The organism is Acinetobacter sp. NIPH 542, from assembly GCF_000369825.1.
GTDB classification, from domain to species: domain Bacteria; phylum Pseudomonadota; class Gammaproteobacteria; order Pseudomonadales; family Moraxellaceae; genus Acinetobacter; species Acinetobacter oleivorans.
Genome location: NZ_KB850206.1, coordinates 1,001,109 through 1,024,733 on the forward strand (window position 1 = coordinate 1,001,109; position 23,625 = coordinate 1,024,733).

Annotated in this window: 21 protein-coding genes; 4 read left to right on the forward strand and 17 right to left on the reverse strand. The window is 37.2% G+C overall.

The features are described 5' to 3' along the window. Positions 1–65 precede the first annotated feature (65 nt). Positions 66–1,232 carry a methionine adenosyltransferase gene (gene metK, locus F886_RS10245; RefSeq protein ID WP_004792802.1) on the reverse strand — a complete coding sequence of 389 codons (1,167 nt, stop codon included), beginning with the start codon at positions 1,230–1,232 and terminating at the stop codon, positions 66–68. Positions 1,233–1,770: 538 nt separating this feature from the next. On the opposite strand from metK, the gene tkt reads away from it, so the two are divergent. After that, the gene (tkt, locus tag F886_RS10250) at positions 1,771–3,759 is read left to right on the forward strand and encodes a transketolase (RefSeq protein ID WP_005304621.1); all 1,989 of its coding nucleotides are present in this window, start codon (positions 1,771–1,773) and stop codon (positions 3,757–3,759) included. Positions 3,760–3,819: 60 nt separating this feature from the next. Here the strand turns inward: tkt and F886_RS10255 are convergent, their stop codons facing one another. Then, a complete protein-coding gene (locus tag F886_RS10255; protein WP_005304635.1) occupies positions 3,820–4,227 on the reverse strand; it encodes an OsmC family protein in 408 nt (135 codons plus the stop codon). A 216-nt stretch (positions 4,228–4,443) separates the two neighbouring features. Here F886_RS10255 and F886_RS10260 point away from each other — a divergent pair, with 216 nt between their 5' ends. Next, positions 4,444–5,034: a YceI family protein gene (locus F886_RS10260; protein WP_005304638.1), complete on the forward strand. Its 591-nt coding sequence runs from the start codon at positions 4,444–4,446 to the stop codon at positions 5,032–5,034. A gap of 45 nt (positions 5,035–5,079) precedes the next feature. On the opposite strand, the gene F886_RS10265 is transcribed toward F886_RS10260, so the two are convergent. Beyond that, positions 5,080–5,670, reverse strand: a complete 591-nt coding sequence (locus F886_RS10265) for a lecithin retinol acyltransferase family protein (protein ID WP_005304641.1) — start codon at positions 5,668–5,670, stop codon at positions 5,080–5,082. Between the two features lie 192 nt (positions 5,671–5,862). Between F886_RS10265 and F886_RS10270 the strand changes: the two genes are divergently transcribed. After that, positions 5,863–6,609, forward strand: a complete 747-nt coding sequence (locus tag F886_RS10270; protein ID WP_005304644.1) for a phosphodiester glycosidase family protein — start codon at positions 5,863–5,865, stop codon at positions 6,607–6,609. Between the two features lie 35 nt (positions 6,610–6,644). Here the strand turns inward: F886_RS10270 and F886_RS10275 are convergent, their stop codons facing one another. The 4 genes from F886_RS10275 to putA form a co-directional block, all read right to left on the reverse strand. After that, on the reverse strand, positions 6,645–6,875 hold the full coding sequence (locus F886_RS10275) for a hypothetical protein (RefSeq protein ID WP_003651412.1): 231 nt from the start codon (positions 6,873–6,875) through the stop codon (positions 6,645–6,647). 248 nt (positions 6,876–7,123) lie between these two features. Next, entirely contained in the window at positions 7,124–8,209 is a 1,086-nt protein-coding gene (gene trmA, locus F886_RS10280) for a tRNA (uridine(54)-C5)-methyltransferase TrmA (protein ID WP_005304648.1), read from the reverse strand. A 106-nt stretch (positions 8,210–8,315) separates the two neighbouring features. Then, complete coding sequence (locus tag F886_RS10285) at positions 8,316–8,789, reverse strand: GrpB family protein (protein WP_005304650.1); 474 nt, start codon at positions 8,787–8,789, stop codon at positions 8,316–8,318. A 106-nt stretch (positions 8,790–8,895) separates the two neighbouring features. Then, positions 8,896–12,648, reverse strand: a complete 3,753-nt coding sequence (putA, locus tag F886_RS10290) for a trifunctional transcriptional regulator/proline dehydrogenase/L-glutamate gamma-semialdehyde dehydrogenase (protein WP_005304652.1) — start codon at positions 12,646–12,648, stop codon at positions 8,896–8,898. Positions 12,649–12,772: 124 nt separating this feature from the next. On the opposite strand from putA, the gene F886_RS10295 reads away from it, so the two are divergent. Further along, the gene (locus tag F886_RS10295; protein ID WP_005304655.1) at positions 12,773–13,261 is read left to right on the forward strand and encodes an Lrp/AsnC ligand binding domain-containing protein; all 489 of its coding nucleotides are present in this window, start codon (positions 12,773–12,775) and stop codon (positions 13,259–13,261) included. Between the two features lie 33 nt (positions 13,262–13,294). On the opposite strand, the gene putP is transcribed toward F886_RS10295, so the two are convergent. The 10 genes from putP to F886_RS10345 form a co-directional block, all read right to left on the reverse strand. Next, a complete protein-coding gene (gene putP / locus F886_RS10300) occupies positions 13,295–14,785 on the reverse strand; it encodes a sodium/proline symporter PutP (protein WP_005304658.1) in 1,491 nt (496 codons plus the stop codon). 400 nt (positions 14,786–15,185) lie between these two features. Beyond that, positions 15,186–15,893 carry an SIR2 family NAD-dependent protein deacylase gene (locus tag F886_RS10305; RefSeq protein WP_081402151.1) on the reverse strand — a complete coding sequence of 236 codons (708 nt, stop codon included), beginning with the start codon at positions 15,891–15,893 and terminating at the stop codon, positions 15,186–15,188. Between the two features lie 91 nt (positions 15,894–15,984). Next, positions 15,985–16,359 carry a glycine cleavage system protein GcvH gene (gene gcvH / locus F886_RS10310; RefSeq protein ID WP_005069578.1) on the reverse strand — a complete coding sequence of 125 codons (375 nt, stop codon included), beginning with the start codon at positions 16,357–16,359 and terminating at the stop codon, positions 15,985–15,987. 37 nt (positions 16,360–16,396) lie between these two features. Then, the gene (locus F886_RS10315) at positions 16,397–17,422 is read right to left on the reverse strand and encodes an AraC family transcriptional regulator (protein WP_004792780.1); all 1,026 of its coding nucleotides are present in this window, start codon (positions 17,420–17,422) and stop codon (positions 16,397–16,399) included. A 107-nt stretch (positions 17,423–17,529) separates the two neighbouring features. Continuing rightward, the gene (locus F886_RS10320; RefSeq protein ID WP_004792778.1) at positions 17,530–17,970 is read right to left on the reverse strand and encodes a MaoC family dehydratase; all 441 of its coding nucleotides are present in this window, start codon (positions 17,968–17,970) and stop codon (positions 17,530–17,532) included. Next, complete coding sequence (locus tag F886_RS10325; RefSeq protein WP_005304664.1) at positions 17,970–19,817, reverse strand: ABC transporter ATP-binding protein; 1,848 nt, start codon at positions 19,815–19,817, stop codon at positions 17,970–17,972. Before F886_RS10325 ends, F886_RS10320 begins: the two co-directional genes overlap by 1 nt. Positions 19,818–20,182: 365 nt before the next feature. Continuing rightward, positions 20,183–20,719, reverse strand: coding sequence for a DUF2058 domain-containing protein (locus F886_RS10330; protein ID WP_005304667.1), 537 nt, complete (start codon positions 20,717–20,719; stop codon positions 20,183–20,185). Between the two features lie 3 nt (positions 20,720–20,722). After that, positions 20,723–21,403 (reverse strand): YoaK family protein, encoded by a 681-nt coding sequence (locus F886_RS10335; RefSeq protein ID WP_005304668.1) that lies wholly within the window; start codon positions 21,401–21,403, stop codon positions 20,723–20,725. Between the two features lie 4 nt (positions 21,404–21,407). Further along, complete coding sequence (sstT, locus tag F886_RS10340) at positions 21,408–22,610, reverse strand: serine/threonine transporter SstT (protein ID WP_005304669.1); 1,203 nt, start codon at positions 22,608–22,610, stop codon at positions 21,408–21,410. A gap of 401 nt (positions 22,611–23,011) precedes the next feature. Next, on the reverse strand, positions 23,012–23,323 hold the full coding sequence (locus tag F886_RS10345) for an ArsR/SmtB family transcription factor (protein WP_002121379.1): 312 nt from the start codon (positions 23,321–23,323) through the stop codon (positions 23,012–23,014). Between the last annotated feature and the right edge of the window lie 302 nt (positions 23,324–23,625).

The following is a 23,625-nucleotide window of genomic DNA, read 5'->3' on the forward strand; positions in this document are numbered from 1 at the left end:
ACATATTATGAAATTTGAACTGTAAAAAAAGCCCGCTCATTGGCGGGCTTTTTTATGACTTTATATTAAAGGCCAGCAGCATCTTTAAGAGCTTCAACTTTATCAGTTTTTTCCCATGTAAATGCAGTATCTGATCCTTCGCGACCAAAGTGGCCATAAGCCGCAGTTTGTTTATACATTGGCTGAATAAGATCCAGCATACGAGTAATACCAAACGGTCTTAAATCGAAATGATCACGTACAAGTTGAATAATCAACTCATCAGAAACTTTTGCTGTACCAAATGTATTAATTGAAATTGAAGTAGGTTCTGCTACACCAATTGCGTAACTCACCTGAATTTCACATTTATCAGCAAGACCAGCTGCTACAATATTTTTTGCAACATAACGGCCTGCATATGCAGCAGAACGGTCAACTTTAGATGGATCTTTACCAGAGAAAGCGCCACCGCCGTGACGAGCCATACCACCGTATGTATCAACAATAATTTTACGACCTGTTAAGCCACAATCGCCTACAGGGCCGCCAATAACGAACATACCTGTTGGATTAATGTGGAATTTAGTCGCAGCGTGGAACATTTCCGCAGGAATGATCGGCTTGATAATTTCTTCAATAACAGCTTCTTTAAGCTGGCTTTGAGTAATTTCAGGATCATGTTGAGTAGACAAAACAACTGCATCTAGACGTACAGGCTTGCCATTTTCATATGCAAAAGTAACTTGGCTTTTTGCATCTGGGCGTAACCATGGAAGTGTGCCTGAGCGACGAAGTTCAGCCTGACGTTCCATTAAACGGTGAGCATAAGAAATCGGAGCAGGCATTAAAACATCTGTTTCACGGCTTGCATAACCGAACATTAAACCTTGGTCACCGGCACCTTGGTCTTCAGGTTTTTGGCGATCTACACCTTGTGCAATCTCTGGTGATTGTTTACCAATCATATTGATTACAGCACATGTTGATCCATCAAAGCCAAGATCAGAGTGGTGGTATCCAATACCGTTAACAGTATTACGAACAACAGCTTCAACATCAATATTAGCAGTCGTTGTTACTTCACCAGCAAGTACAACAGCGCCTGTTTTTACCAGTGTTTCACATGCAACACGTGCGTATGGGTCTTCTTTTAAGATTGCATCCAAAATAGCGTCGCTAATTTGGTCGGCCATTTTATCGGGATGACCTTCGCTTACAGATTCCGAGGTAAAAACAGCGTACTCGCGCATGAAAGTCCTATCTTGGTTATTTCAAAAGACATAATATGTTACATCGACTTGAGCTTAAGGACCAGTTCATACTGACCAAAAAGCATGAATTTGTTTCATTTATACTGTGTTTTAATTGATAAGTGTATTAGTAAAATTGATATAAAGAATGTTTATTTAAAGTATTGGTATTTTAATAACAAGTTATTAGAGTACTTTTTAGACATATGAATTAACAAAAAGATTATGTCTTCTAAGTGGGATTTTAAAGAAAAGAAACATGATCGACCTAGATAGAAATTTCAAAATATTTTATCTATATATCAAAGTCTAATAGAAGTGCCTGTTCGTATAGGGGAGCAGTATTTAAGAAAATGAGTACTGTTTTGTATAACTTAAAGGTCCAAATGATTTTTGTGTAACCAAGAAACGGTTAAAAATAAAGAAATATACTATGTTGGGGTTTACCCTCAGCCTTTTTTTTAAGACAATATAGCGGCATTGAATTGTTATTCATCTTCTTCTTTTCATCAATCTATTAAAATTGGATTCTGATCTTATGACGACCCCTTTAAACGAACGTCGTATTGCAAATGCAATTCGTGTATTGGCAATGGATGCTGTGCAACAGGCAAACTCAGGGCATCCTGGTGCTCCAATGGGGATGGCAGATATTGCTGACGTCGTCTGGCGCGAGTTTTTAAATCACAACCCAACTAACCCACAATGGGCAAACCGCGACCGTTTCGTTTTATCAAACGGCCATGGTTCAATGTTGCAATATGCTTTGCTTCATTTAACAGGTTATGATCTTTCAATTGAAGATTTAAAACAGTTCCGTCAATTACATTCAAAAACTCCTGGTCACCCTGAATATGGTTATGCACCAGGTATCGAAACTACGACTGGTCCTTTAGGCCAAGGTATTGCAAACGCTGTTGGTTTTGCATTGGCAGAAAAGACTTTAGCTGCTCAGTTCAATAAAGATGATTTAAAAGTAGTTGATCACTTTACTTATTGTTTCTTGGGCGATGGCTGTTTAATGGAAGGTATTTCTCACGAAGTATGTTCTTTAGCAGGTACTTTACAGCTTGGTAAATTGATTGCTTATTATGATGACAATGGCATTTCAATTGATGGTGAAGTAGAAGGCTGGTTCAGCGATGATACAGAAGAGCGTTTTAAAGCCTATGGTTGGCAAGTTCTTCGTGTTGATGGGCATGATGCTGATGCGATTCGTCAAGCAACGATCGAAGCAAAAGCTGAGACTCAAAAACCAACAATCATTATGTGTAAAACGATTATTGGTTTAGGTTCACCAAATAAGCAAGGTAAAGAAGATTGTCACGGTGCGCCATTAGGTAAAGATGAGATTACTTTAACTCGTGAAGCATTAGGCTGGAAAGAAGAAGCATTCGTTATTCCTGCTGATGTATATGCTGCATGGGACGCGAAAGCAAAAGGTACTGAATCTGAAGCAGCTTGGGATGCAGTATTTGCAAAGTATCAAGCAAAATATCCAACTGAAGCAGCTGAGTTACTTCGTCGTATTAGCGGTGATTTACCAGCTGAATTTGCAGCACAAGCAGATGCATTCATTCGTGAAACAAATGCGAAAGGCGAAACTATCGCAACACGTAAAGCGAGCCAGAACACACTACAAGCATTTGGTCCTTTATTGCCTGAATTACTAGGTGGTTCTGCTGACTTAGCTGGTTCTAACTTAACGCTTTGGAAAGGTTGCCAAGGCATTCAAGAAAACCCAGCTGGTAACTACGTATATTATGGCGTACGTGAGTTCGGTATGACTGCAATTGCGAATGGCGTTGCATTGCATGGTGGTTTTGTTCCTTACGTTGCAACATTCTTAATGTTTATGGAATATGCGCGTAATGCAGTACGTATGTCTGCATTGATGAAACAACGTGTAATTCATGTTTATACACATGACTCAATTGGTCTAGGTGAAGATGGTCCAACTCACCAACCAATCGAACAAATTGCTTCTTTACGTGGTACACCGAACCTAAATACATGGCGTCCTGCTGATACTGTAGAAACTGCTACTGCGTGGAAATCTGCTTTAGAGCGTAAAGATGGCCCTACAGCACTTATTTTCTCTCGTCAAAACTTACCATTCCAAGCACGTTCTGAAGAACAAATTCAAAATGTTGCAAAAGGTGGTTACGTTCTTGCTCAAGAAAAAGGCGAATTGAAAGCAATCATTATTGCCACTGGTTCTGAAATTTCTTTAGCAATGGAAGCTTATGCTCAACTTGATGGTGTGCGTGTAGTTTCTATGCCATGTGCAGAAGAGTTTATGAAACAAGACGCTGCATATCGTGAAGCTGTATTACCAGCTCATATCCGTGCACGTGTTGCAGTTGAAGCAGCTCATGTTGACTACTGGTGGAAGTTTGTTGGTCTTGATGGCAAAGTAATTGGTATGACTACTTATGGTGAGTCTGCACCAGCAAAAGATTTGTTCCAATTCTTTGGTATTACAACTGAAGCTGTTGTTGCAGCGGTAAAAGAATTAACTGCTTAAATATTAATAAAGTAGTGTAAAAAAGCGCTCCTCATGGAGCGCTTTTTTTATATTTGAAAATTAAATGCTAAGTTCGGTTTGAATATTAATTTGAGACGTCAGTAATTTATGGATAGGGCAGTTCTCGGCAACTTTTAATAAGCGCTTGTGTTGGTCTTCCGTGAATTCACCTTTGAGTGTGATTTTGCGTTCAATATTATTTTGGCCTTTTTCTGGTTCACCATTTGGGTTTAATGCTAAGTCCACTTGAACATGATCAATCTTAATACCTTTAAGATTCGCATACATCTCTAATGTGATGGTAGTGCAAGCACCTAAAGCAGACAGTAAGATTTGAACTGGGTTTGGTGCAGTATCTTGCCCACCTTTGTCTGTAGGTTCATCAGCAAACCATTGGTGACCTGAAGGATCGGTAAGAGTTACTCGATATGGAGTGGAAGTACTTTGTGCTTGAGCAGTGTTAGCCATGTTTTACCTTATTATTAATCAAAAATCGAAGTAAAAACGAATTAATTTAAGAGTGCAGACACGGTACGATAGTACCTATACTTTATAATATTGTTTTTAAATAATAACTGTAACGCTTTTATTGTTGCATGGATGAAACATATCGTTTTATAAAGAATAGTGAATTAAATTACTTGATGTATACACTAACGACTATATCAATAAAGGATACGAAAAATGCATCTTAAAACATTAAGCTTCGGTTTGGCAGTAGCATTAGCTAGTTCAGTTACTTTAGCTGCACCAGTCGACTACAAAATTGATCCAACACATACAGCTACTGTTTTCTCGTGGAATCACTTTGGTTTCTCTACTCCAAGCGCTAACTTCTCGGATATCCAAGGTGTAATTAAAGTTGATAATGCTAAACCAGCAAACTCATCTGTTAATGTGACTATCCCTTTAAGCAGTGTAAATACAAACGTTCCTGCTTTGGATAAAGAGTTCCAAGAAGAAGCTTGGTTTAATGCAGCTAAATATCCAAACATTACTTTTAAAAGTACTAAAGTTGAAACCAAAGACAAAAAGCACTTTAAAATTACTGGTGACTTAACTGTTAAAGGTGTAACGAAGCCTGTTGTACTTGATGCTGTTTTAAATAAGCAAGGCGAACACCCAATGGCAAAAGTTCCAGCGATTGGTTTCAATGCTACAACTTCATTCAAACGCTCTGACTTTGGTCTAGGTAACTACGTTCCAAACGTGGGTGATAAAATCACTGTAAACATTACGACTGAAGCAACTGTTGCTAATGCAGCTAAAAAATAAGCTATAAGTTTTCTCAAAAGCCCTCATCTTTGAGGGCTTTTTTATTTAAATAGATTCTTTTTTATCTGGATCTATAAATACTAAAGGGACTGAAGGATCAATATTCCTTTTTTCAGATTTTTCTCTGAGAAATTGGTAAGTAGGGACCTTCATTTTTGCCTGATCACGCAATTTCTTTTTAATATAAAGAACAAGAGCAAAACATGTTGTTGCAACAGTGAGCATCATACCATTCATATAGCTCATGATTGAACTTACATAACCGATGGTCGTTAATCGGTGCATCATACGTTCAACTTGAGTACTACTTTCAATTCCGGTAATGGCCCAGCTACATAAATGTTCGCAGTTGTTAATAATGAGATGATAGTGGTTTTCATGCATGCGTGAACGCATCCGACGCACGACTGCTTTTCCTTTATAGCGTGGCGTGTCATAAGAGCGAACGTGAATTTTTTTGCCATGCGAGAATGCATCTATTGAGGTGATCTCAATCGGACGTTTTTTGATGAAATGCGCTAAGCCAGAATAATGGATAACTCGACCTCTCCCAGCATATATACCATGATGGCTATAGCCGAGATGCTTTACGATGAGATGAGCCCCTAGAGGGTAGCGTTTATTCGATTGCTGCATGCTTACGCTGATCCAATAAAGTGTAAATGGCTTTTATTGAAAAGCTGCCAACTATTATAACCAATATCAGCAATGTAAGTGTATTGATTACGTCGAATGAATGAGTTTGGCTCATACCCAATCTATTTGTCTTTATTGTATATAATTTAAAGATTTCATATGAAGGAAAAATGTCATGCTTGGTGGTACTAAATGAAATGGTTGGTGTGGTGCTTAACGATATATGGTCTTTTGATTCAGTCTGTCTATGCTATAGAACATCAGCAAGTTAAAACAGCGGAAGGCGACCAATATGATGTGATTGCAATTAGCAATTTAAAACAGTTGCGTTTGTTTCTTAAGAATTCTAATAATCAACAATATTACAAAAGCTTTAATAATATTCAAAAAAATTTAAAGCAATGTGAGCGTCTTTCTTTTGCAATGAATGCAGGAATGTTTCATCGCGGATTTTCTCCAGTAGGGCTGTATGTTGAACAAGCTAAAGTAATTCAGCCATTAAATGAAAATAAAGGATTGGGAAATTTCTTTTTACAGCCGAATGGTGTACTAGGTTGGAATAAAAAACAGGCCTTGATTTTAACAACGCAGCAATATAGTCGACGCGATTTCAACGTTGAGTATGCGACACAATCTGGACCGATGTTAGTTATTGATGGGAAGATCAGCTCGCTTTTTTTACCAGACTCTCAGTCGAATAAAATTCGTAATGGTGTTGGTATTCGAAATAATAAGCTCTACTTTGTAATATCGAAAAATAGCGTGAGTTTCTACAGGTTTGCTCAATTCTTTCAAAGAAATCTTAAGGCAGAGCAGGCTTTATATCTTGATGGTTCAATTTCTAGTTTATATATTCAAAAAAACAAGCGTAATGATCAATTATTTGAAATGGGGCCAATAGTGGGTTGGGTTGAACAAACAGATTGCCGAATAAAGTGAAATATAAAAAAGCCAGTACAAGACTGGCTTTTTTATTAGTGAATAGATGGTTTTTGAGTGAGTTCATTTAACTCTTTTCGGCTATAACCACGGGAAATAAGAACTTTTTTTATTCCCTTAATGACATCTTCATCTGTTGCTAGTGCAAGAGCACTTAGAAGTTGTTCATTTGTTTTACATGAGCAGTCATTTTCAACACAAGCAGTTTGGTTTTTATGCTCGTTATGCTGTTGATCTGCTAAGAACAGCTTTTGCCAAAAACTCATAGAGCCTTCATATACAACCTAACATAGCTCGAAATATAGCCAATTTAAAATAAAATACAAGTCTCTATAAGTGATAAATCCACCAATTGAACTCAAGAATTTTCGATAGGAATGCTTGAGTTAAACGAAATTATGACGAATAGATGACTTGATATTTTTTGAAAATTTAAATACTTAACTAATAAAATGTTAAAAAATAAGGAGGTACAAAACCTCCTTATTTAAAACTTTACAATGAAAGATTTTGTTTAAATCTTCTCAAGTAATACACCTGACTCAACATGATGCGTATAAGGGAATTGATCGAACAATGCAAACTTAGTAATACGGTGAGTTAAACCTAATATTTTTAAGTTTTCATACAATGTATCTGGGTTGCATGAAATATAAATAATACGTTCAAAGCCCTGTAATAATTTCAAAGTTTCATCATCAATTCCTGCACGCGGTGGATCTACAAATACGGTATCAAAATCATAGCTCTGAATATCAATATTTGCTTCTTGTAGACGGCGGAATTCGCGCTCACCTTGATAAGCTTGAGTGAACTCTTCAGCTGAAAGACGGGCTACTTGAATATTATCAATCTGATTTTGTTCGATGTTCCATTGAGCAGCATAAACAGAGGATTTTGCAAGTTCTGTTGCCAAAACGCGTTCAAACTTTAAAGAAAGCGGAAGAGTAAAGTTACCATTACCACAGTACAGCTCTAATAAGTGTTTTTTCGATCCTTCAGCTGCATCGCATGCCCATTGCAGCATTTTTTTGCAAACCTGTGCATTTGGCTGAGTAAAGCTACTTTCAATTTGTTTGTATTTAAATGAACGGTTTAAAAGTTCAAATTCTTCAACGACGAAATCATCGCCAATAATAATTTTCTGGCCACGGCTGCGGCCCATAATTTTAATGTCTAATTTTTCAGCAAGTGCTTTAGCTGCCTGTTCCCATTCTTGATCTAGTTTACGGTGGTAAATTAAGGTAACTAACATTTCTCCGCTAAGTGTAGCGAGGAAATCAGCTTCGAATATACGGTTAGAAAGCTTGGGTTCCGCTTTAAGTTCTTCCAAAAGTTTTGGCATTAAATCATTAATGCTTTGGTCCGCAATAGGAAACTCATCAATGCGCACAACTGTTTTTTGCTTGTTATCATCGTTACGTTCAAACATGGCATAGAACATGTCATTTTCTGTATGCCAGATACGAAACTCAGCACGCATACGGAAATGTTGTTCAGGGGACTCAAACACTTCTAATGTAGGTGGAGTAAATTCAGAAAATTGTGCAGTAATGCGGTCAATTTTAGTTTGAAGTTGTTGATGATAAGAAGAGGTCATAGACAAAGAAAATTTAGACAGAATCAAATAGTGAATGGTATCAAAAAAAACGGGGTTACAGGAGCCAATTTTAGCTAGATATCAATAAGCAAGACTAACGTTAAAATTAAGGATGTTTCACAACGCGATTAATAAAATCTGCTTTTATTGTCCTATATTGATCATGGTCTAAATGGCTACATTCTAATTTTAGTTGGTTATATTCGTTGACTAGAGCTGGAGAATCCATAAGCTTATTTCTAAATGTTAAGAAAAATGTGAATACTGAATCGGTTACCACAATTTGAAATGCCACATCATCGTTGTTGAGTGATTCGAGCATACAAAGCTCCTCTGTCCTTAGTGTATTTTGCTTCTCTATAAAATTAAGTGTTTTTAACTGCGTTATGGCGAATTCAAAATGTTCAGGTTTAACTTCAATGTAAATATCTAGATCACCTTTTGAAATAGCATTCGGTATTGCAGATGAGCCAATGTGCTCAATTTGGGCAAATGGTAGAAGTGAGGAAATATCTTTTTTATATGAATTAAAAAGTTGAACGCATCTTTGTTGATATTGTTCTGGTTCTAAAAAGACCATTATTAGAATCTCGATTTGATAAAATTTATATATTAAAGAATAGATTACTTTATTAAATAAAAAAGCCCAAATACTGAGATTTGGGCTTTTTTAGAAAAATTATCGATTAATCAGTCATTGTCATTAAGCTTGCGTTACCACCAGCTGCAGCTGTATTCACACTAATCGCACGTTCAATCACTAAACGTTCAAGTGGAATATTCTCATTTGGCTCAACGTGTGTAATACCAACAATTGCACCAGAACGTTTAGCAACTTCTTGCTGTAATGAGAAGATTTCTTCACGGTTACCATGGAGTAAAACTGCATCAAAATCATCTGATGTAATATTTTTAACCGTAGTAATTGCTGCAAGCACATCTTTTGGCAAAGTTTGTTTGTATTTTGCCAATAATGGACTATTAGGCATTACTGCTGCTTGGCTACCCACTGCAAAAATTGCGAGCAACTGATGCAATTGATTTTGTTCAGTGTCTGCAATTGAAAGCACACGATGGCGCGGCAAAATAATATATTGGTTACTTTCCCCAGTAGGGCCTTGTAACTCATAGAATTTACCCACACCAAATGGTTCAATCTCACGATTTGCTTGTGGTAAATGCTGTTTCGCCCAATTTTGTAAGCTCTGATAAACCTCACGGTTAAAGCCTTCAAAAGCAGTTTGCTCATTCTTCATGGCAAATGGTGCTGCCAGTACTTTGTTTGAACAGTGCTGCATTAAGCGGTACATATATAGCGGACCACCAGCTTTCGGGCCTGTACCAGATAGACCTTCACCACCGAATGGTTGCACACCAACAACTGCACCAACAATATTACGGTTGATATAGAGGTTACCAACTTCAGCATGCTGAATGACGGTTTGGATGGTTTCATCAATACGGGTATGTAGACCCATTGTTAAACCATAACCTTTGGCATTAATACGTGAGATGAGTTGTTCTAGTTCACCATACTTATAGGTAATGATGTGTAAAACTGGACCAAAGACTTCACGTTGCAAATCATCAAGATTAGGTAACTCAATTGCTGTTGGTACAACAAAAGTTCCTTTATCTAATTCATTCTGGCTTGTTGCACCGAACATCAACTGATGTACAGGGTAGCCTTTAGATTTCATTTTTTGGATGTGCTGGTCAATCGTCTGCTTTGCTTCATCATCAATAACAGGACCAATGTCAGTTTTTAAAATTGCAGGGTTACCTACGATCAACTGTTGCATTGCACCTTTAAGCATTTTAATAACGCTTGCAGCACTGTCTTCTTGCACACATAAAATACGTAAAGCAGAGCAACGCTGACCCGCGCTATCAAAAGCAGAACTTACAACATCAAGCACAACTTGTTCAGTTAATGCTGATGAATCCACAATCATGGCGTTTTGACCGCCAGTCTCTGCAATGAGAGGAATAGATTGACCATTATCAGATAAACGTTTCGCAACAGTTTTCTGTAAAATTTTGGCAACTTCAGTCGAGCCAGTAAACATGATGCCATTGATACGACTATCTTGGCTAAGCTGAGCCCCAACTGTTTCACCACGACCAGGAAGTAACTGTACAGCACCATGTGGAATACCAGCTTCCCATAAAATCTGAACGGCTTGAGCTGCGATTAATGGCGTTTGTTCAGCAGGTTTAGCAATAACACAGTTACCACTCACTAATGCGGCAGCAATTTGACCAGAGAAAATTGCAAGAGGGAAGTTCCATGGGCTAATACAAAGTACTGTACCTAAAGGTTCAATCGCTGTATTCGCAGGAAGATTCTCAACTTGAGTTGCGTAGTAACGTAAGAAATCTACAGCTTCACGAACTTCTGCAATTGCATTGGCATAAGTTTTACCACTTTCACGGCAAAGCAAAACCATCAATTCTTGAATGCGGCTTTCCATGAGGTCTGCTGCACGTTTTAAGTATTGAGCACGTTGTTCTTTAGGTGTATTTGACCATTCAGATTGAGCTTGTTCAGCTGCATTAAGTGCAATTTCGACATGCTTAAGATCAGCTTCTTGCACATGCCCAACAATTTCATCATTTTGTGCTGGGTTTGTAATTGCAACAGAATGACCTTGCTCTAATGAATCGTTATTTGCCAATAATGGATGACTTTGCCAAATACGATTACGTAGTTGTTGAGCTGTGCTATCTAAAGCTTCAAGTGGAGCATCATTTGCTAAATCATAGCCTTTAGAGTTTTTACGGAGTGATCCGTAGATATCTAAAGGTAATGGAATTGATGGATGTTTTAAACCAACTGAACCTTCAAGTTTAGCTGCATGACGAATGTCGTAAATTGGAGACTGGATAAGATCTTCAACTTTAAGTGTTTTGTCTGCAATACGATTAACGAATGAAGTATTCGCGCCATTTTCGAGTAAACGACGAACTAAATAAGCTAACAAAGTTTCGTGGTTACCAACAGGAGCATAAATACGGCATGGTACGCCTAATTTATTTTGCTCACGTGGACCAACAACTTGTTCATAAAGCGGTTCGCCCATACCATGTAAGCATTGGAATTCATATTGACCAGCATAATATTTGCTTGGATCAGCTAAATGATAGATCGTTGCCAATGTTTGAGCATTATGAGTTGCAAATTGCGGATAGATAAACTCAGGTGCTGCAAGTAATTTTTTAGCACACGCGATATAAGATAAATCCGTATGTACTTTACGAGTAAAGACAGGGTAGTCATCCATACCTTCGATTTGTGCTTTCTTAATTTCGCTATCCCAATATGCACCTTTCACAAGACGGATCATGAGGCGCTTTTGGCTGCGTTTAGCAAGGTCAATAATATAATCAACTACGAAGAAACAGCGTTTTTGATAAGCCTGAATAACGAAGCCAATGCCTTTCCAGTTTGCAAGTTCTGGCTCGAAACAAAGACGTTCAAGTAACTCAAGTGAAATTTCTAAGCGTTCTGATTCTTCTGCATCAATATTTAAACCAATATTGTAATTTTTAGCTAAAAGAGCGAGTTCAAATACTTTGCCGTAGAGTTCTTGATGAACACGTTCAATTTGCGCACGTTGATAGCGAGGGTGTAAAGCAGAAAGCTTGATTGAAATACCCGGGCCAGCATAAACGCCTTTACCATTCGATGCTTTACCAATTGCATGAATGGCTTGCGTATAATCGTTAAAGTAACGTTCAGCATCATGTTCGGTTAATGCTGCTTCACCCAACATGTCGTACGAATAGCGAAAACCTTTGTCTTCGAGTACTTTCGCATGGTCTACAGCTTCTTCAATGGTTTCACCAGTTACAAACTGCTCACCCATCATACGCATTGCAACGTCAACAGCTTTACGAATAATGCCACGTCCACTACGTGCTAAAAGACCAGTAAGTACACTTGAAAGACTGGTTTGCTTTGGAGTTTCCATAAGCTTACCAGTTAACATGAGGCCCCATGCTGCAGCATTTACAAACATTAAGCTGCTTTGGCCAACGTGTTCTTTCCAGTTACCTTGATTGATCTTATCTCGAATAAGTAAATCACGTGTTGCAGAATCTGGAATACGAAGCAAAGCTTCAGCAAGACACATGAGTGCCACGCCTTCTTGTGAAGAAAGAGAGAATTCTTGTAATAACCCTTGAACAATACCTGCTTTACCCGAAGAGGTCTTACGTTCACGTAAATTATTAGCAAGATTAAAAGCAAGGTCATAAATTTTATGATCTAAATCATCAGATACCGCAGCAGCTTGTAATAGCTCTTCTACAGCTTCTGGTTCAGCACGTCGCCAAGCTGTATTGATGCGTTGTTCAAACTCACTTTTATCGTTGAATTCGGTGATATAGCCTTGGTGAGATTTATCCATTTGATGAAAAGTATCCATTGTGTTCATATCTGTTTCCGCCAACCGACTCTCGTACAAAGATCTTGAGTAGAGAGGTTTAGATAATTTATCATTACAGAAGAAACACCGAATAACTCACTATATTTAGCCCATTTTTTAGAGGAAAATTCAGATGAATGGCCCAATATTAAGCCTTGATCGCACTGATTTAAAAATTTTGGATATTCTTCAAACAGATGGGCGTATTTCTAACAGTAAATTAGCCGAACTTGTGAATTTATCTCCAACTGCTGTGATGGCCCGAGTTCAAAAGCTGACGAAAGATGATTTCATTTTGGGTTATGAAGCGAAATTAAATCCAGTCAAATTAAATGCAAATTTTTTGGTGTTTGTTGAAGTGTTACTAGATAAAACCACACCTAATGTTTTAGATGAGTTTATTGATGCTGTGGTTCACTATCCGGAAATTGTTGAATGTCATATGGTGAGTGGAGGGTTTGATTTTTTAATTAAATTACGAAGTGGCAGTATGGAAGAATTTAGACGTATTGCGGGGCAGGTGCTATGGCAGTTACCGGGCGTGAAAGAAACTCGGAGTTATCCAGTAATGCAGGTAGTCAAAGATACTTCAAAAATTAAAATTAAAACCAAAAATAAATAAAGGGGCTAAAGCCCCTTTATTTATTTCAATGATTTATACGCTTTCTTTGTAGAGTTTATCTGCTTCTTCAAAGCGTCCAGTTACAGTCGTATTTGGCGCTTTAGTTAAAAGACTCACTACAATGATGCTGATAAATGCAAGGATAAAGCCAGGAATGATTTCGTAAACACCTGTGCTTGCGAAAAGATTTTTCCAACCAATAACCACAACTGCACCAACGATCATACCAGCTAATGCACCTTGTAAATTCATACGTTTCCAGAACAATGACAAGATGATAAGCGGACCAAACGCTGCGCCGAAACCAGCCCATGCATAAGCAACAAGACCAAGAACCTTGCTATCAGGGTTGCCTGCAAGAATAATTGCAAGAACAGCAATAACAAGAACCATGACACGGCCAACCCATACAAGTTCTTTTTGAGATGCATTTTTACGAAGGAAACCTTTGTATAAATCTTCAGTTAAAGCACTTGAACATACTAAAAGTTGACAGCTTAGCGTACTCATAACAGCAGCTAAAATTGCAGCCAAAATGATACCCACAATCCATGGATTGAATAAAATTTTAGTCAATTCCATAAATACAGTTTCAGGGTTTTTGCTTACAACTGCTGCTAATTCAGGATGTTGCTCGAAATAAGCAATACCGAAGAAACCAGCACCGACAGCACCACCTAAACACAAGATCATCCAAGTCATACCAATACGACGAGCAGCAGGAATAGATTTTACTGAGTCAGCTGCCATGAAACGTACAAGGATGTGTGGTTGACCAAAGTAACCAAGACCCCAAGCCATGGAGGATAAAACTGCTACCACACCAAAATCTGAGATGAGATTAAATGCATGCGGGCGTGCAGTTTCAATGAGGGTAACAAAATGAGTTGTGTCCCCGATCGCAAGGTAAGTCACGATTGGTGTTAAAATCAGGGCAAAAATCATCAATCCAGCTTGGAATGTATCAGTCCAGCTAATTGCTAAGAATCCACCGATACAAACATAACTGATGGTTGCAATAGCACTGAGCCAAATAGCTGTGTTGTAAGACATGCCGAATAGATTTTCAAATAAACGGGCACCCGCTACCATGCCTGAAGCACAGTAAATAGCGAAGAAAACCAAGATGATAACGGCAGAGAAAATACGAAGTACTTTTTTCTGGTCATCAAAACGGCTTGTAAAATAATCTGGCAAAGTTAATGCATTGTTTTGAATTTCAGTATGAACGCGTAATCGACCAGCAACCAGTAGCCAGTTAAGCCAAGCACCGATAATAAGACCAATTGCAATCCACGCTTCAGATAAACCAGAAAGATAAATTGCTCCTGGTAAACCCATGAGTAGCCAACCACTCATGTCTGATGCGCCTGCGGATAACGCAGTAACGAAACTGCCTAAACTACGACCACCGAGAATATAATCTGAGAAGTCGCTTGTAGCACGGTAGGCAAATAAGCCAATAAGTACCATTGCTACGATGTACACCATAAACATGATGAGGGTGGGATCAAAATAACTCATGATGGATGTGTGTCCTTATATCCATAATCCGTGATTGTAACCTAATCCAGGTCGCTGTTTTCTTGTACGGCATTCAAGAGGTTGAGATTCAACCACAAAAGATTTTTTTTGCTCTGTTATTTTTATATTATACTTTTGTATCTTTGTGTAATTTGAAATAAGTGATTTTTTTAAGAGGAAAATTATAATATTAATCATTAACTTATAATTTTTTAATATTTATTTTTTTAAGATTTTGTGGAAAATAAAAATATTTTTAAAAAAATAACTCTAAATTTAGTTACAACGGACTTTGGGGATAAAGTTTTATTGAGCAAAATTAGAACAATGTTAAAAAATTTTATCTAAAAAATAGTAATTTTTATTCAAATTAAATTTATTTAGTTCTTAAAAATAGCAATTAATTGGTTAAATTCTCAAAAAGTTCATGCATTCCTTGAGTCGCTGACATCTTTAATAATTCGTATTGTTGAGGAACACGTCCATGATCTGCTTTGGGATCTATATAGTAAGCTTTACATTGAGCTGCAATTTCATGCACTAAACCCGCAACCGGATAAACGCTTAATGTAGAGCCGATTACAATAAAAATATCTGCACTTTGCACGACTGTAATGGCTTCTTCATAAGCAGGTACAGCTTCACCAAACCAAACAACATGTGGGCGAAGGGGATAACCATCTGGACACAGGTCATGTTCTAAATCTAATTTCCAACCGTTAATGTCATAAAACTGAGTTGTAAATTGTGCATTTGGGCCAGAACTTTTTGCTAAACGAATGTTTCCATGCAAATGTAAAACTTTGGTACTTCCGGCACGTTCATGTAAATCATCAATGTTTTGAGTAATAACCTGAACGTCAAAATAGTCTTGTAACTTTGCAATATATTGATGAGCTGAATTGGGTTGAGATTCTAAAATATTTTTACGTCGTTCATTGTAAAAGCGTTGAACTAGAGCAGGGTTCTTTTGCCATGCTTCAGGTGTGGCAACTTGTTGGATGTCGTAATTTTCCCATAGACCATTACTGTCACGAAAAGTGCTAATTCCACTTTCGGCACTCATGCCAGCGCCAGAGAATACAACAAGCTTTGTCATAGAGGTCACCGATTCGTAAAACTGAATTTGAATAGATAAAGAAAAAACCAGTTTAAGACTAAACTGGTTTTTATTAAATATGAAAAGCTTTAGCTATCTTTTATAAGCCAGCTTCATATTCTGCATTTGTTAAAAGTTTTTCAACATCTGCAATGTTGTCTGGTTTGATTTTATAAATCCAACCTTTACCATATGGATCGTCATTTACAAAATCAGGATCATCTTCAAGGTCAGTATTTACTTCTACTACAGTGCCTGAAACAGGAGCATGGATATCAGAAGCAGTTTTTACTGATTCAACCACACCAGCTTGTTCGCCAGCAGTAACTTTACTCCCAACTTCTGGAGTTTCAACGTAAACCAAATCGCCAAGTTCATCTTGTGCATGATCGGTAATCCCTGTAATAACAAGATCACCCTCAATCTTTACCCACTCATGTGTACGTGCATACTTCAGTTCCGAAGGATGATTCATGGTAACTCCTTAAGCTTGTGTCCAATAGTTTTAAAAATTATAAGTATGGGTCTTTACGCCAGTTGCTCGGACTGCGGCCGCTCCAGCGTTTAAAAGCACGGCTAAAATTTGCAACGTCCGAATAGCCAAGTTCATCAGCAATTTGTTCAAGACTATAATCTGTACGTGAAAGTAAAGATGTTGCATGTCGATAACGTACTTCATCAACTAGCGTTGAAAATGATGTTCCTTCCGCTGCTAATTGACGTTTGAGTGTTCGATCAGACATATGTAGACATTCAGCTACATTTTCGATGCTTAAATAATGTTGTTCAGAATTACTTAAAATATCACGAACTCGCATTGCTAAACGACGGCGTTCACCTAAAGCCGATAGTTCAGCTTCGCACTGATTAATAGCAACTTGACTTGCGATAGGGTCAGCATTAACCAATTTAATTCCTAAATATTTTTTATCAAAACTTGAAATTAAATGGGGTTGGTTAAAGCGAATTGTGCTGCTTAGCTTATTTCTATATTTGTCAAAACCTTCTGGTTCTGGGAAATCTAAATCTACATCACCAGCTAAATCTTCAATACCAGTAATCGCTTTAGCCATGCTCATGATACCAATGGTTAAACCTAAAACGATTTCTGTACGTAAAGGTTCAAGTTCAATATCACACTGTAATTGTAAGGTTGCTTTAGGCCCAAAAGTTGAGAAATATAATTGTAAAAAGGGTAAGCGTAGCTGAATAAAGCGAGCTGCAAGAGCAATTGCTTCTGTAATATCTTTGGCTGTCATAATTGCATAGCCAATGAAGCCATGAATTGAAATACGCATTTGAGTACCAAGATGGTAACCCAATGTAGTTTCGCCAGTTAAATTAAGAGCGTGTTTTACTAGTTCATTTGCTACTGGTGTAGAAATACGATAGTCAGGGTCAGCCAGTTGCTCGCTGGTAAGATGAAATGGAGCAAATAATGTTTCGTCGTTGTATCCCCAACGTGAAACAACATCTAATAGCAATAAGCCATAGACACCCGGAATACCCTGATCTTGACGAGCTGAGGTAATTTTCATATGCGTTCCATTGCTCTCATCAATTTTTCACATGCATTTCTTACACATCTTGTCATGAAATATAATCTGAGTTTATAAAAACTGTTAGACAATCATATCAACCATTTTTAAACATTTTTTTTAAAGACAACAATTTTTGTTGTTGAAATAAGTAAAACATCCCCGTGTTGATTTAAGGCTTGCGTAACGTAACTAACAATACCACGATCTAATTTTGTTTTGGATGGTGTGATAGCTGAAATTTCAGCTTCAACATGGATTCTGTCACCAGGTCGGGTGGGGCGTGGCCACCGTAGACTAGATTCGGAACCTATGAGGCCGCCATGAATTGGCATGCATTCTGTCCATAAACGCATAGTGATGGCTGACGTATGCCAACCACTGGCAGCAATCCCCTGAAAAATAGGGTCATGCTTAGCTTGCTCTTCATCTGTGTGAAATGTTTGAGGGTCATAGGAGTTTGCAAATTTTTTGATTTCATCTAAGGTGATTTCATATTCACGGCTAATGAAACGATCACCAATTTTCAAATCTTCTAAATAAAGCATTAATCTTGACCCTGTAAAACTTTTTGTTCAAACAGGAAGCCGCCTGTTTGGCGTTTCCATAATTGTGCATATATTCCATTTTGAGCAATTAACTCTTCGTGTGTTCCTTGCTCAGCAATTCGACCTTCATCAAGAACAATTAAACGGTCCATTTGTGCAATAGTAGATAATCGGTGTGCAATTGCAATAACCGTTTTATCAACCATAAGGTCATTTAAACTAGATTGAATCGCTGCTTCAACTTCTGAATCTAGTGCACTGGTTGCTTCATCTAAAATGAGAATAGGAGCATCTTTTAAGAATACACGTGCGATAGCAATACGTTGTCTTTGACCGCCAGAAAGTTTTACACCACGTTCACCGACTTGGGCGTGATATCCATTACGACCTTTTAAATCAACCAATTGAGGTATAAATTCGGCTGCTTTGGCTTTATTTACAGCATTCTCCATCTCGGCATCAGATGCATCTGGACGGCCATATTTAATATTTTCAGCCACTGAGCGATGTAATAAAGACGTATCTTGGGTTACTAAGGCAATATTTGCTCTAAGACTATCTTGAGTCACATTTTCAATATTTTGCCCATCAATTAAAATTTCACCGTCTTTAAGATGATAAAAATGTAAAAGCAGTTGGATTAGAGTGGATTTACCTGCACCTGAACGCCCAACAATACCAATCTTTTCGCCTGCTTTAATATGTAAATTGAAGTGATCAATTACATTTTTATTGTTATAAGCAAAACTCACATCTTTGAATACAATCTCACCTTTGGCAACTTCAAGAGTTTTTGCATCTGCTTTGTCTTGAATATTGATTTTTTTACCTAATGTTTGCATACCATCTTGAATGGTTCCAACATTTTCAAATAACGCGGACATATGCCACATCATAAATTCAGCCATACTATTCAGCTTTAAAATCATGGCAGTAGTCGCTGCAATTACACCTAATGCAGCTAAACCTTGAGTCCATAGCCAAACTGAAGTGCCAATAACGCCAATAAATAAAACAGCTGATAGCATGTTGATACTTATTTCAAAAAGAGTGCCTAAACGCATCTGAGCATAGACTGTTGTCATAAACTCTTTCATGGATGCTTTGGCGTATTGGCTCTCACGTCCCGCGTGAGCAAACAATTTAACAGTTTGAATATTGGTGTAAGCATCGGTAATACGGCCAGTCATCACTGCTCTGGCATCAGCTTGTTGCTGTGAAACTTTACTTAAACGAGGAATAAAGAACCATGCACTTAAGAGAAATAAAGTTAACCAAACTAAAAGTGGTATTAACAAAATAGGGGAAATAGCCCCAAGGACAATGCTAACCGTAATAAAGTAAATAGCGACATAAGCCAACATGTCGCCCAAAATAATCCAGAATTCACGGATTGCCAGAGCCGTTTGCATAACTTTTGCGGAAAGCCTTCCAGCAAAGTCGTTATGGAAAAAATCTAAGCTTTGTTTCAATAAAAGATTATGGAACCGCCAACGCAAACGCATTGGAAAAGTACTATATAAAATCTGGTGTTTAATAATAGATTGAATATTTACAAAAAAGATATTGGCAAATAAAACACCGATTAAAAGCAATAGATCAGTTGCATGTTGACTTAAAAAACTTTCAGGATGACTTTTACTTAACCAATCTACGAGTTGTCCAATCTTTGAAAAAAGTAAGGCTTCAAAGCTTGCAGCACCTGCTGTAAACAGAATAAGTAATAATAAGTAAGGGCGTAAGCCTTCCGTCGCTTGCCAAATAAATGGAAAAAAACGAGTTGGTAAAGGTTCATCCAGACCTTTTGTTGGGTAGGGATCTACAAGTTTTTCAAACCACTTCAGCATGAATTACTACCTTTAAGACAAAAGCCACTTAATTAAGTCTTTGCAATTAAATTTACAAGAAAGTCAGTCAGATCAATATCACTTAGTTTTCGATCTTTTGAGTATGTGTAAATACACAGAACTGATTACGTTGTACGTCATTCATTAGTACATGACGTAAAATTTGGATACCTGAAGAAATCTTCAAGAATGTCGCGAGGACTTAAAAAATTATGATTTATTATATCGGGATTAATAGATGAAGTGGTGAAGGAATTTATTCTTTAAGTATTTTTTCTTAATATTTTGAACATTTGTTAAATTAATATTTTTAACCCAAATCAAAAAAGGCCCTTAGATTTGCATCATAAAGGCCCTTGTATGCATTACCACATCAAATCATCAGGAATAACATACGCTGCATAAGGATCTTCTTCATCAGTGGCTTGTTCATTTTTCTCAGCATTATTCATTAAAATGAAACCTTGCATTTTTTGATCGATTTTCTCAGCTAAAGCTTTTGGCAAATAAGCGTATTGATCTTGATCTTTAGCAATCACTAAGCTACCGCTAACAAGTGCATTATACACTTGCTGAGAAATGTATACCTTCTTGATCTTACCCTCATCAATAAATTGATAAACACTATCACCATCAGTATTTGAAATTTTATGATGTTTAATCATTTGAATGATTGATGCTTTGAGGGCTTTTTCCTCAAGTTGTTGTTGTTTTTCTAAGTTTAAAGCCTGATCTTTAGCTAACTTTTCTTGTTGAGCTTTTTCAATATTCGCTTTGATTGCTGGTTCATCACTTTGACCGATACGTTGCTCGTGGTGAGCTTGTTTTGTTAGTTTTTTTGCTTTTTTATTATCCACTAACCCAGCTTTTAGTAGCTGTGCTTGTAAGGCATTTTTAACCATGACTTAATCCTTATGTGAAGTTGAAGGGCTATAGAGATAAACTACCCAGTAAGAAATACTTAAGACTAAGCTTAAAGTTGCTGGCAATAAAAATGCTTGTAACTTTAAATACGGATGTACGAGCGCTGCGAGAATCCCACCAAGCAGGAAACCTGTAAAAATAAGTAAGTGTAAAACAATACGTCGGTTTTCTACTGGTAAGCCTCTGGCTTTATATCCAAGTGCTAAACCAATATCTGTTAAAACACCAGATAGATGGGTAGTTCGAATAATGGTTCCTTTATAATGGCTTACCATTGCATTTTGTAAGCCCATCGCTGTACAAGCCCATAATAATCCATAGCGTGGAAAATAAGGAAGTAATAGCCAACAAAGAAAAATGAATAAGGCAACAAGACTCAAAGGTAGCCCATAGCGACGACCTAATCGAAAATGGCTGCTGCCTAAAATAAAACCACTATAAAATGAACCGCAAACATAACAAATAATTACCAGAAGCAAGAAAATGATATGTTCTGGCTGCCACTCTACCAAACTCATAGCTAGCATACTAACGTTGCCAGTCATATGTGAAATAGATTGATGCAAAAGGGTAATTAACCCTAATACATTAATCATTCCGGCATTGAGTGCCAGTAAAAAGGCTCCAAGTTGGAACCAGTTTGGTAGACGTTGAAATGGCATGTGTTTAAGAAGCTTGTTTAGAGCGAATATCTACAGCTGCGGTAAATAAAACATCCGTAGAAGAGTTAAGCGCTGTTTCTGTAGAGTCTTGCAATACACTAATAATCATACCAATAGCCACGACTTGCATAGCAATTTCAGTTGAAATGCCAAATAGACTACACGCTACTGGAATTAGAAGTAAAGAACCACCAGCTACACCAGAAGCACCACATGCTGAAACTGTAGCAACAACTGATAAAATAAGCATTGTTGCAAAATCAACATGAATTCCAAGCGTATGTACAGTTGCTAGCGTAAGTACAGTAATTGTTACTGCTGCACCCGCCATATTAATTGTCGCACCTAATGGAATGGACACACTTGCTGTAGATGGATTAACACCTAAGCGTTCTGCTAAATCTAAGTTAACTGGAATGTTGGCTGCTGAACTTCGTGTGAAAAAAGCAGTAATCCCACTTTCTTTAAGACACTTAAACACAAGAGGGTACGGATTCCCGCGTATGGTAAGTGCAACAAGAATTGGATTGATAACTAAAGCAACAAAGAACATCGTTCCCAATAGTACTATTAATAATTGCGCATAGCTTTCAAGGGTCGCGAGGCCAGCATCAGCAAAAGTTACTGCAACCAAACCGAAAATACCAACAGGTGCAAAAGCAATTACTTTATGAATAATAGCACTGACAGCATGAGCAACATCTTGCATTACTTCTTTGGTGGTTTCTGAGCTATGGCGCATAGCCAAACCTAAGCCAATTGCCCAAGCTAAAATACCGATAAAGTTTGCTTCACTGATTGCTTGAACAGGGTTCGCAATAAAGCTCAAAAGCAGATTTTTTAAAATATCGGCTAAACTTCCTGGGGCTTGCAAATCATTGTGCGAAACAGTGTTAAGGAACAAAGTGCTAGGAAAAGAAAGACTAACAATCACAGCTGTGAAAGCTGCAAGCAACATACCGACTACATATAAAATCAAGATTGGACGTAAATTTGCACTATGACCCACTTGGAAGTTGGCGATAGAGGAAAGTACCAATACAAAAACTAAAATAGGGGCAACCGATTTTAAGGCTTTAATAAAAAGCTCACCAAATAAACTTAAATAAGGCGTAACGTTTGGAAATAATAATGCAACGCCAATACCTAAAATAATGGCGATAATAATCTTAGTGACTAAGCTTAATCGAGAAAAGAATGCAAGCATATAAAGGCCTTATTAACCTAATCATGGCTAAAGGTTGAACAAGCGGAGTATTTTATACTTAAGTTAAGTGAATCTTAAGCTTTTTTATGCTAACTAGAATTTTTTATAGTGATTGGTAATATTAAGTTATTGTTTTAATTTTGTTTATTATTTGAATTTAACTTTTTTCATTAATTATTTTGCTTGTTAATTGTGCGTCAAGAAAAGAACTATATCAAATAACTATCAAGTACCACGTGAATTGCGTAGAAATGAATTGATAAAGGGGATAAGCGAGACTTTGGAAAAGCTACGCGAATTTTCAAAACTCTGTGCTTGGACTAACCTATAAGCTTTCAAGCTGAAAAATCGCATATTTCAGGAAATTACTAATATTATTATAAATTTATAGTTTAAAGATATTATTTACTTGCACAGTACAGTTGGTGAAGCGTATTTAAAATTGAATGCATATTGTCGTCCTTAATAGAATAAAAAATTTGCTTACCATCACGACGAGTTGATACAACGTCACTTTTACGTAGCATCATAAGTTGTTGTGAAAGAGTGGGCTGTGTAATTTGGGTCTTCTCTTCAATTTGTGAGACATTTAGCTCTTCGTAAGCTAAGTGACATAAAATTAATAAACGATCTGTATTCGCCAAAGATTTGAGAATTCCAACGACTGAATCAGCCGCATTTTTCATTTCTTCAATTTGGAGTCCATCTTTCATACTTTATACCTATATCAATATAGCGGGCATAGTATAGATTGATCTTGCACAAATGAATGTAGCAAAACTAATCAATCCAATTGTTTTTGTTGAAAAGCAATATAAGGGGAACTGATAAATAAGTAGTATTTTTAATTAAAAACAGTTGTTTGTAGTTCTTTTGTGTCTAAAGTGTTGCATTGTGTTATAAGTTTAATTGTTAAGTATAAGTGAATTGAAGCTACTATGAAATAACTGCTATTTCACTCTGATAAATAGTTAAATCTAATTTATCTTTAAATGAATCATAAAAAATGATTGAG

What these genes read in the sequence shown, in the direction of transcription:
- metK (WP_004792802.1), bottom strand. Translation starts at nt 1,232, where the DNA reads ATGCGCGAGTACGCTGTTTTTACCTCGGAATCTGTAAGCGAAGGTCAT.
- tkt (WP_005304621.1), top strand. Translation starts at nt 1,771, where the DNA reads ATGACGACCCCTTTAAACGAACGTCGTATTGCAAATGCAATTCGTGTA.
- F886_RS10255 (WP_005304635.1), bottom strand. Translation starts at nt 4,227, where the DNA reads ATGGCTAACACTGCTCAAGCACAAAGTACTTCCACTCCATATCGAGTA.
- F886_RS10260 (WP_005304638.1), top strand. Translation starts at nt 4,444, where the DNA reads ATGCATCTTAAAACATTAAGCTTCGGTTTGGCAGTAGCATTAGCTAGT.
- F886_RS10265 (WP_005304641.1), bottom strand. Translation starts at nt 5,670, where the DNA reads ATGCAGCAATCGAATAAACGCTACCCTCTAGGGGCTCATCTCATCGTA.
- F886_RS10270 (WP_005304644.1), top strand. Translation starts at nt 5,863, where the DNA reads ATGAAATGGTTGGTGTGGTGCTTAACGATATATGGTCTTTTGATTCAG.
- F886_RS10275 (WP_003651412.1), bottom strand. Translation starts at nt 6,875, where the DNA reads ATGAGTTTTTGGCAAAAGCTGTTCTTAGCAGATCAACAGCATAACGAG.
- trmA (WP_005304648.1), bottom strand. Translation starts at nt 8,209, where the DNA reads ATGACCTCTTCTTATCATCAACAACTTCAAACTAAAATTGACCGCATT.
- F886_RS10285 (WP_005304650.1), bottom strand. Translation starts at nt 8,789, where the DNA reads ATGGTCTTTTTAGAACCAGAACAATATCAACAAAGATGCGTTCAACTT.
- putA (WP_005304652.1), bottom strand. Translation starts at nt 12,648, where the DNA reads ATGAACACAATGGATACTTTTCATCAAATGGATAAATCTCACCAAGGC.
- F886_RS10295 (WP_005304655.1), top strand. Translation starts at nt 12,773, where the DNA reads ATGAATGGCCCAATATTAAGCCTTGATCGCACTGATTTAAAAATTTTG.
- putP (WP_005304658.1), bottom strand. Translation starts at nt 14,785, where the DNA reads ATGAGTTATTTTGATCCCACCCTCATCATGTTTATGGTGTACATCGTA.
- gcvH (WP_005069578.1), bottom strand. Translation starts at nt 16,359, where the DNA reads ATGAATCATCCTTCGGAACTGAAGTATGCACGTACACATGAGTGGGTA.
- F886_RS10315 (WP_004792780.1), bottom strand. Translation starts at nt 17,422, where the DNA reads ATGAAAATTACCTCAGCTCGTCAAGATCAGGGTATTCCGGGTGTCTAT.
- F886_RS10320 (WP_004792778.1), bottom strand. Translation starts at nt 17,970, where the DNA reads ATGCTTTATTTAGAAGATTTGAAAATTGGTGATCGTTTCATTAGCCGT.
- F886_RS10325 (WP_005304664.1), bottom strand. Translation starts at nt 19,817, where the DNA reads ATGCTGAAGTGGTTTGAAAAACTTGTAGATCCCTACCCAACAAAAGGT.
- F886_RS10330 (WP_005304667.1), bottom strand. Translation starts at nt 20,719, where the DNA reads ATGGTTAAAAATGCCTTACAAGCACAGCTACTAAAAGCTGGGTTAGTG.
- F886_RS10335 (WP_005304668.1), bottom strand. Translation starts at nt 21,403, where the DNA reads ATGCCATTTCAACGTCTACCAAACTGGTTCCAACTTGGAGCCTTTTTA.
- sstT (WP_005304669.1), bottom strand. Translation starts at nt 22,610, where the DNA reads ATGCTTGCATTCTTTTCTCGATTAAGCTTAGTCACTAAGATTATTATC.
- F886_RS10345 (WP_002121379.1), bottom strand. Translation starts at nt 23,323, where the DNA reads ATGAAAGATGGACTCCAAATTGAAGAAATGAAAAATGCGGCTGATTCA.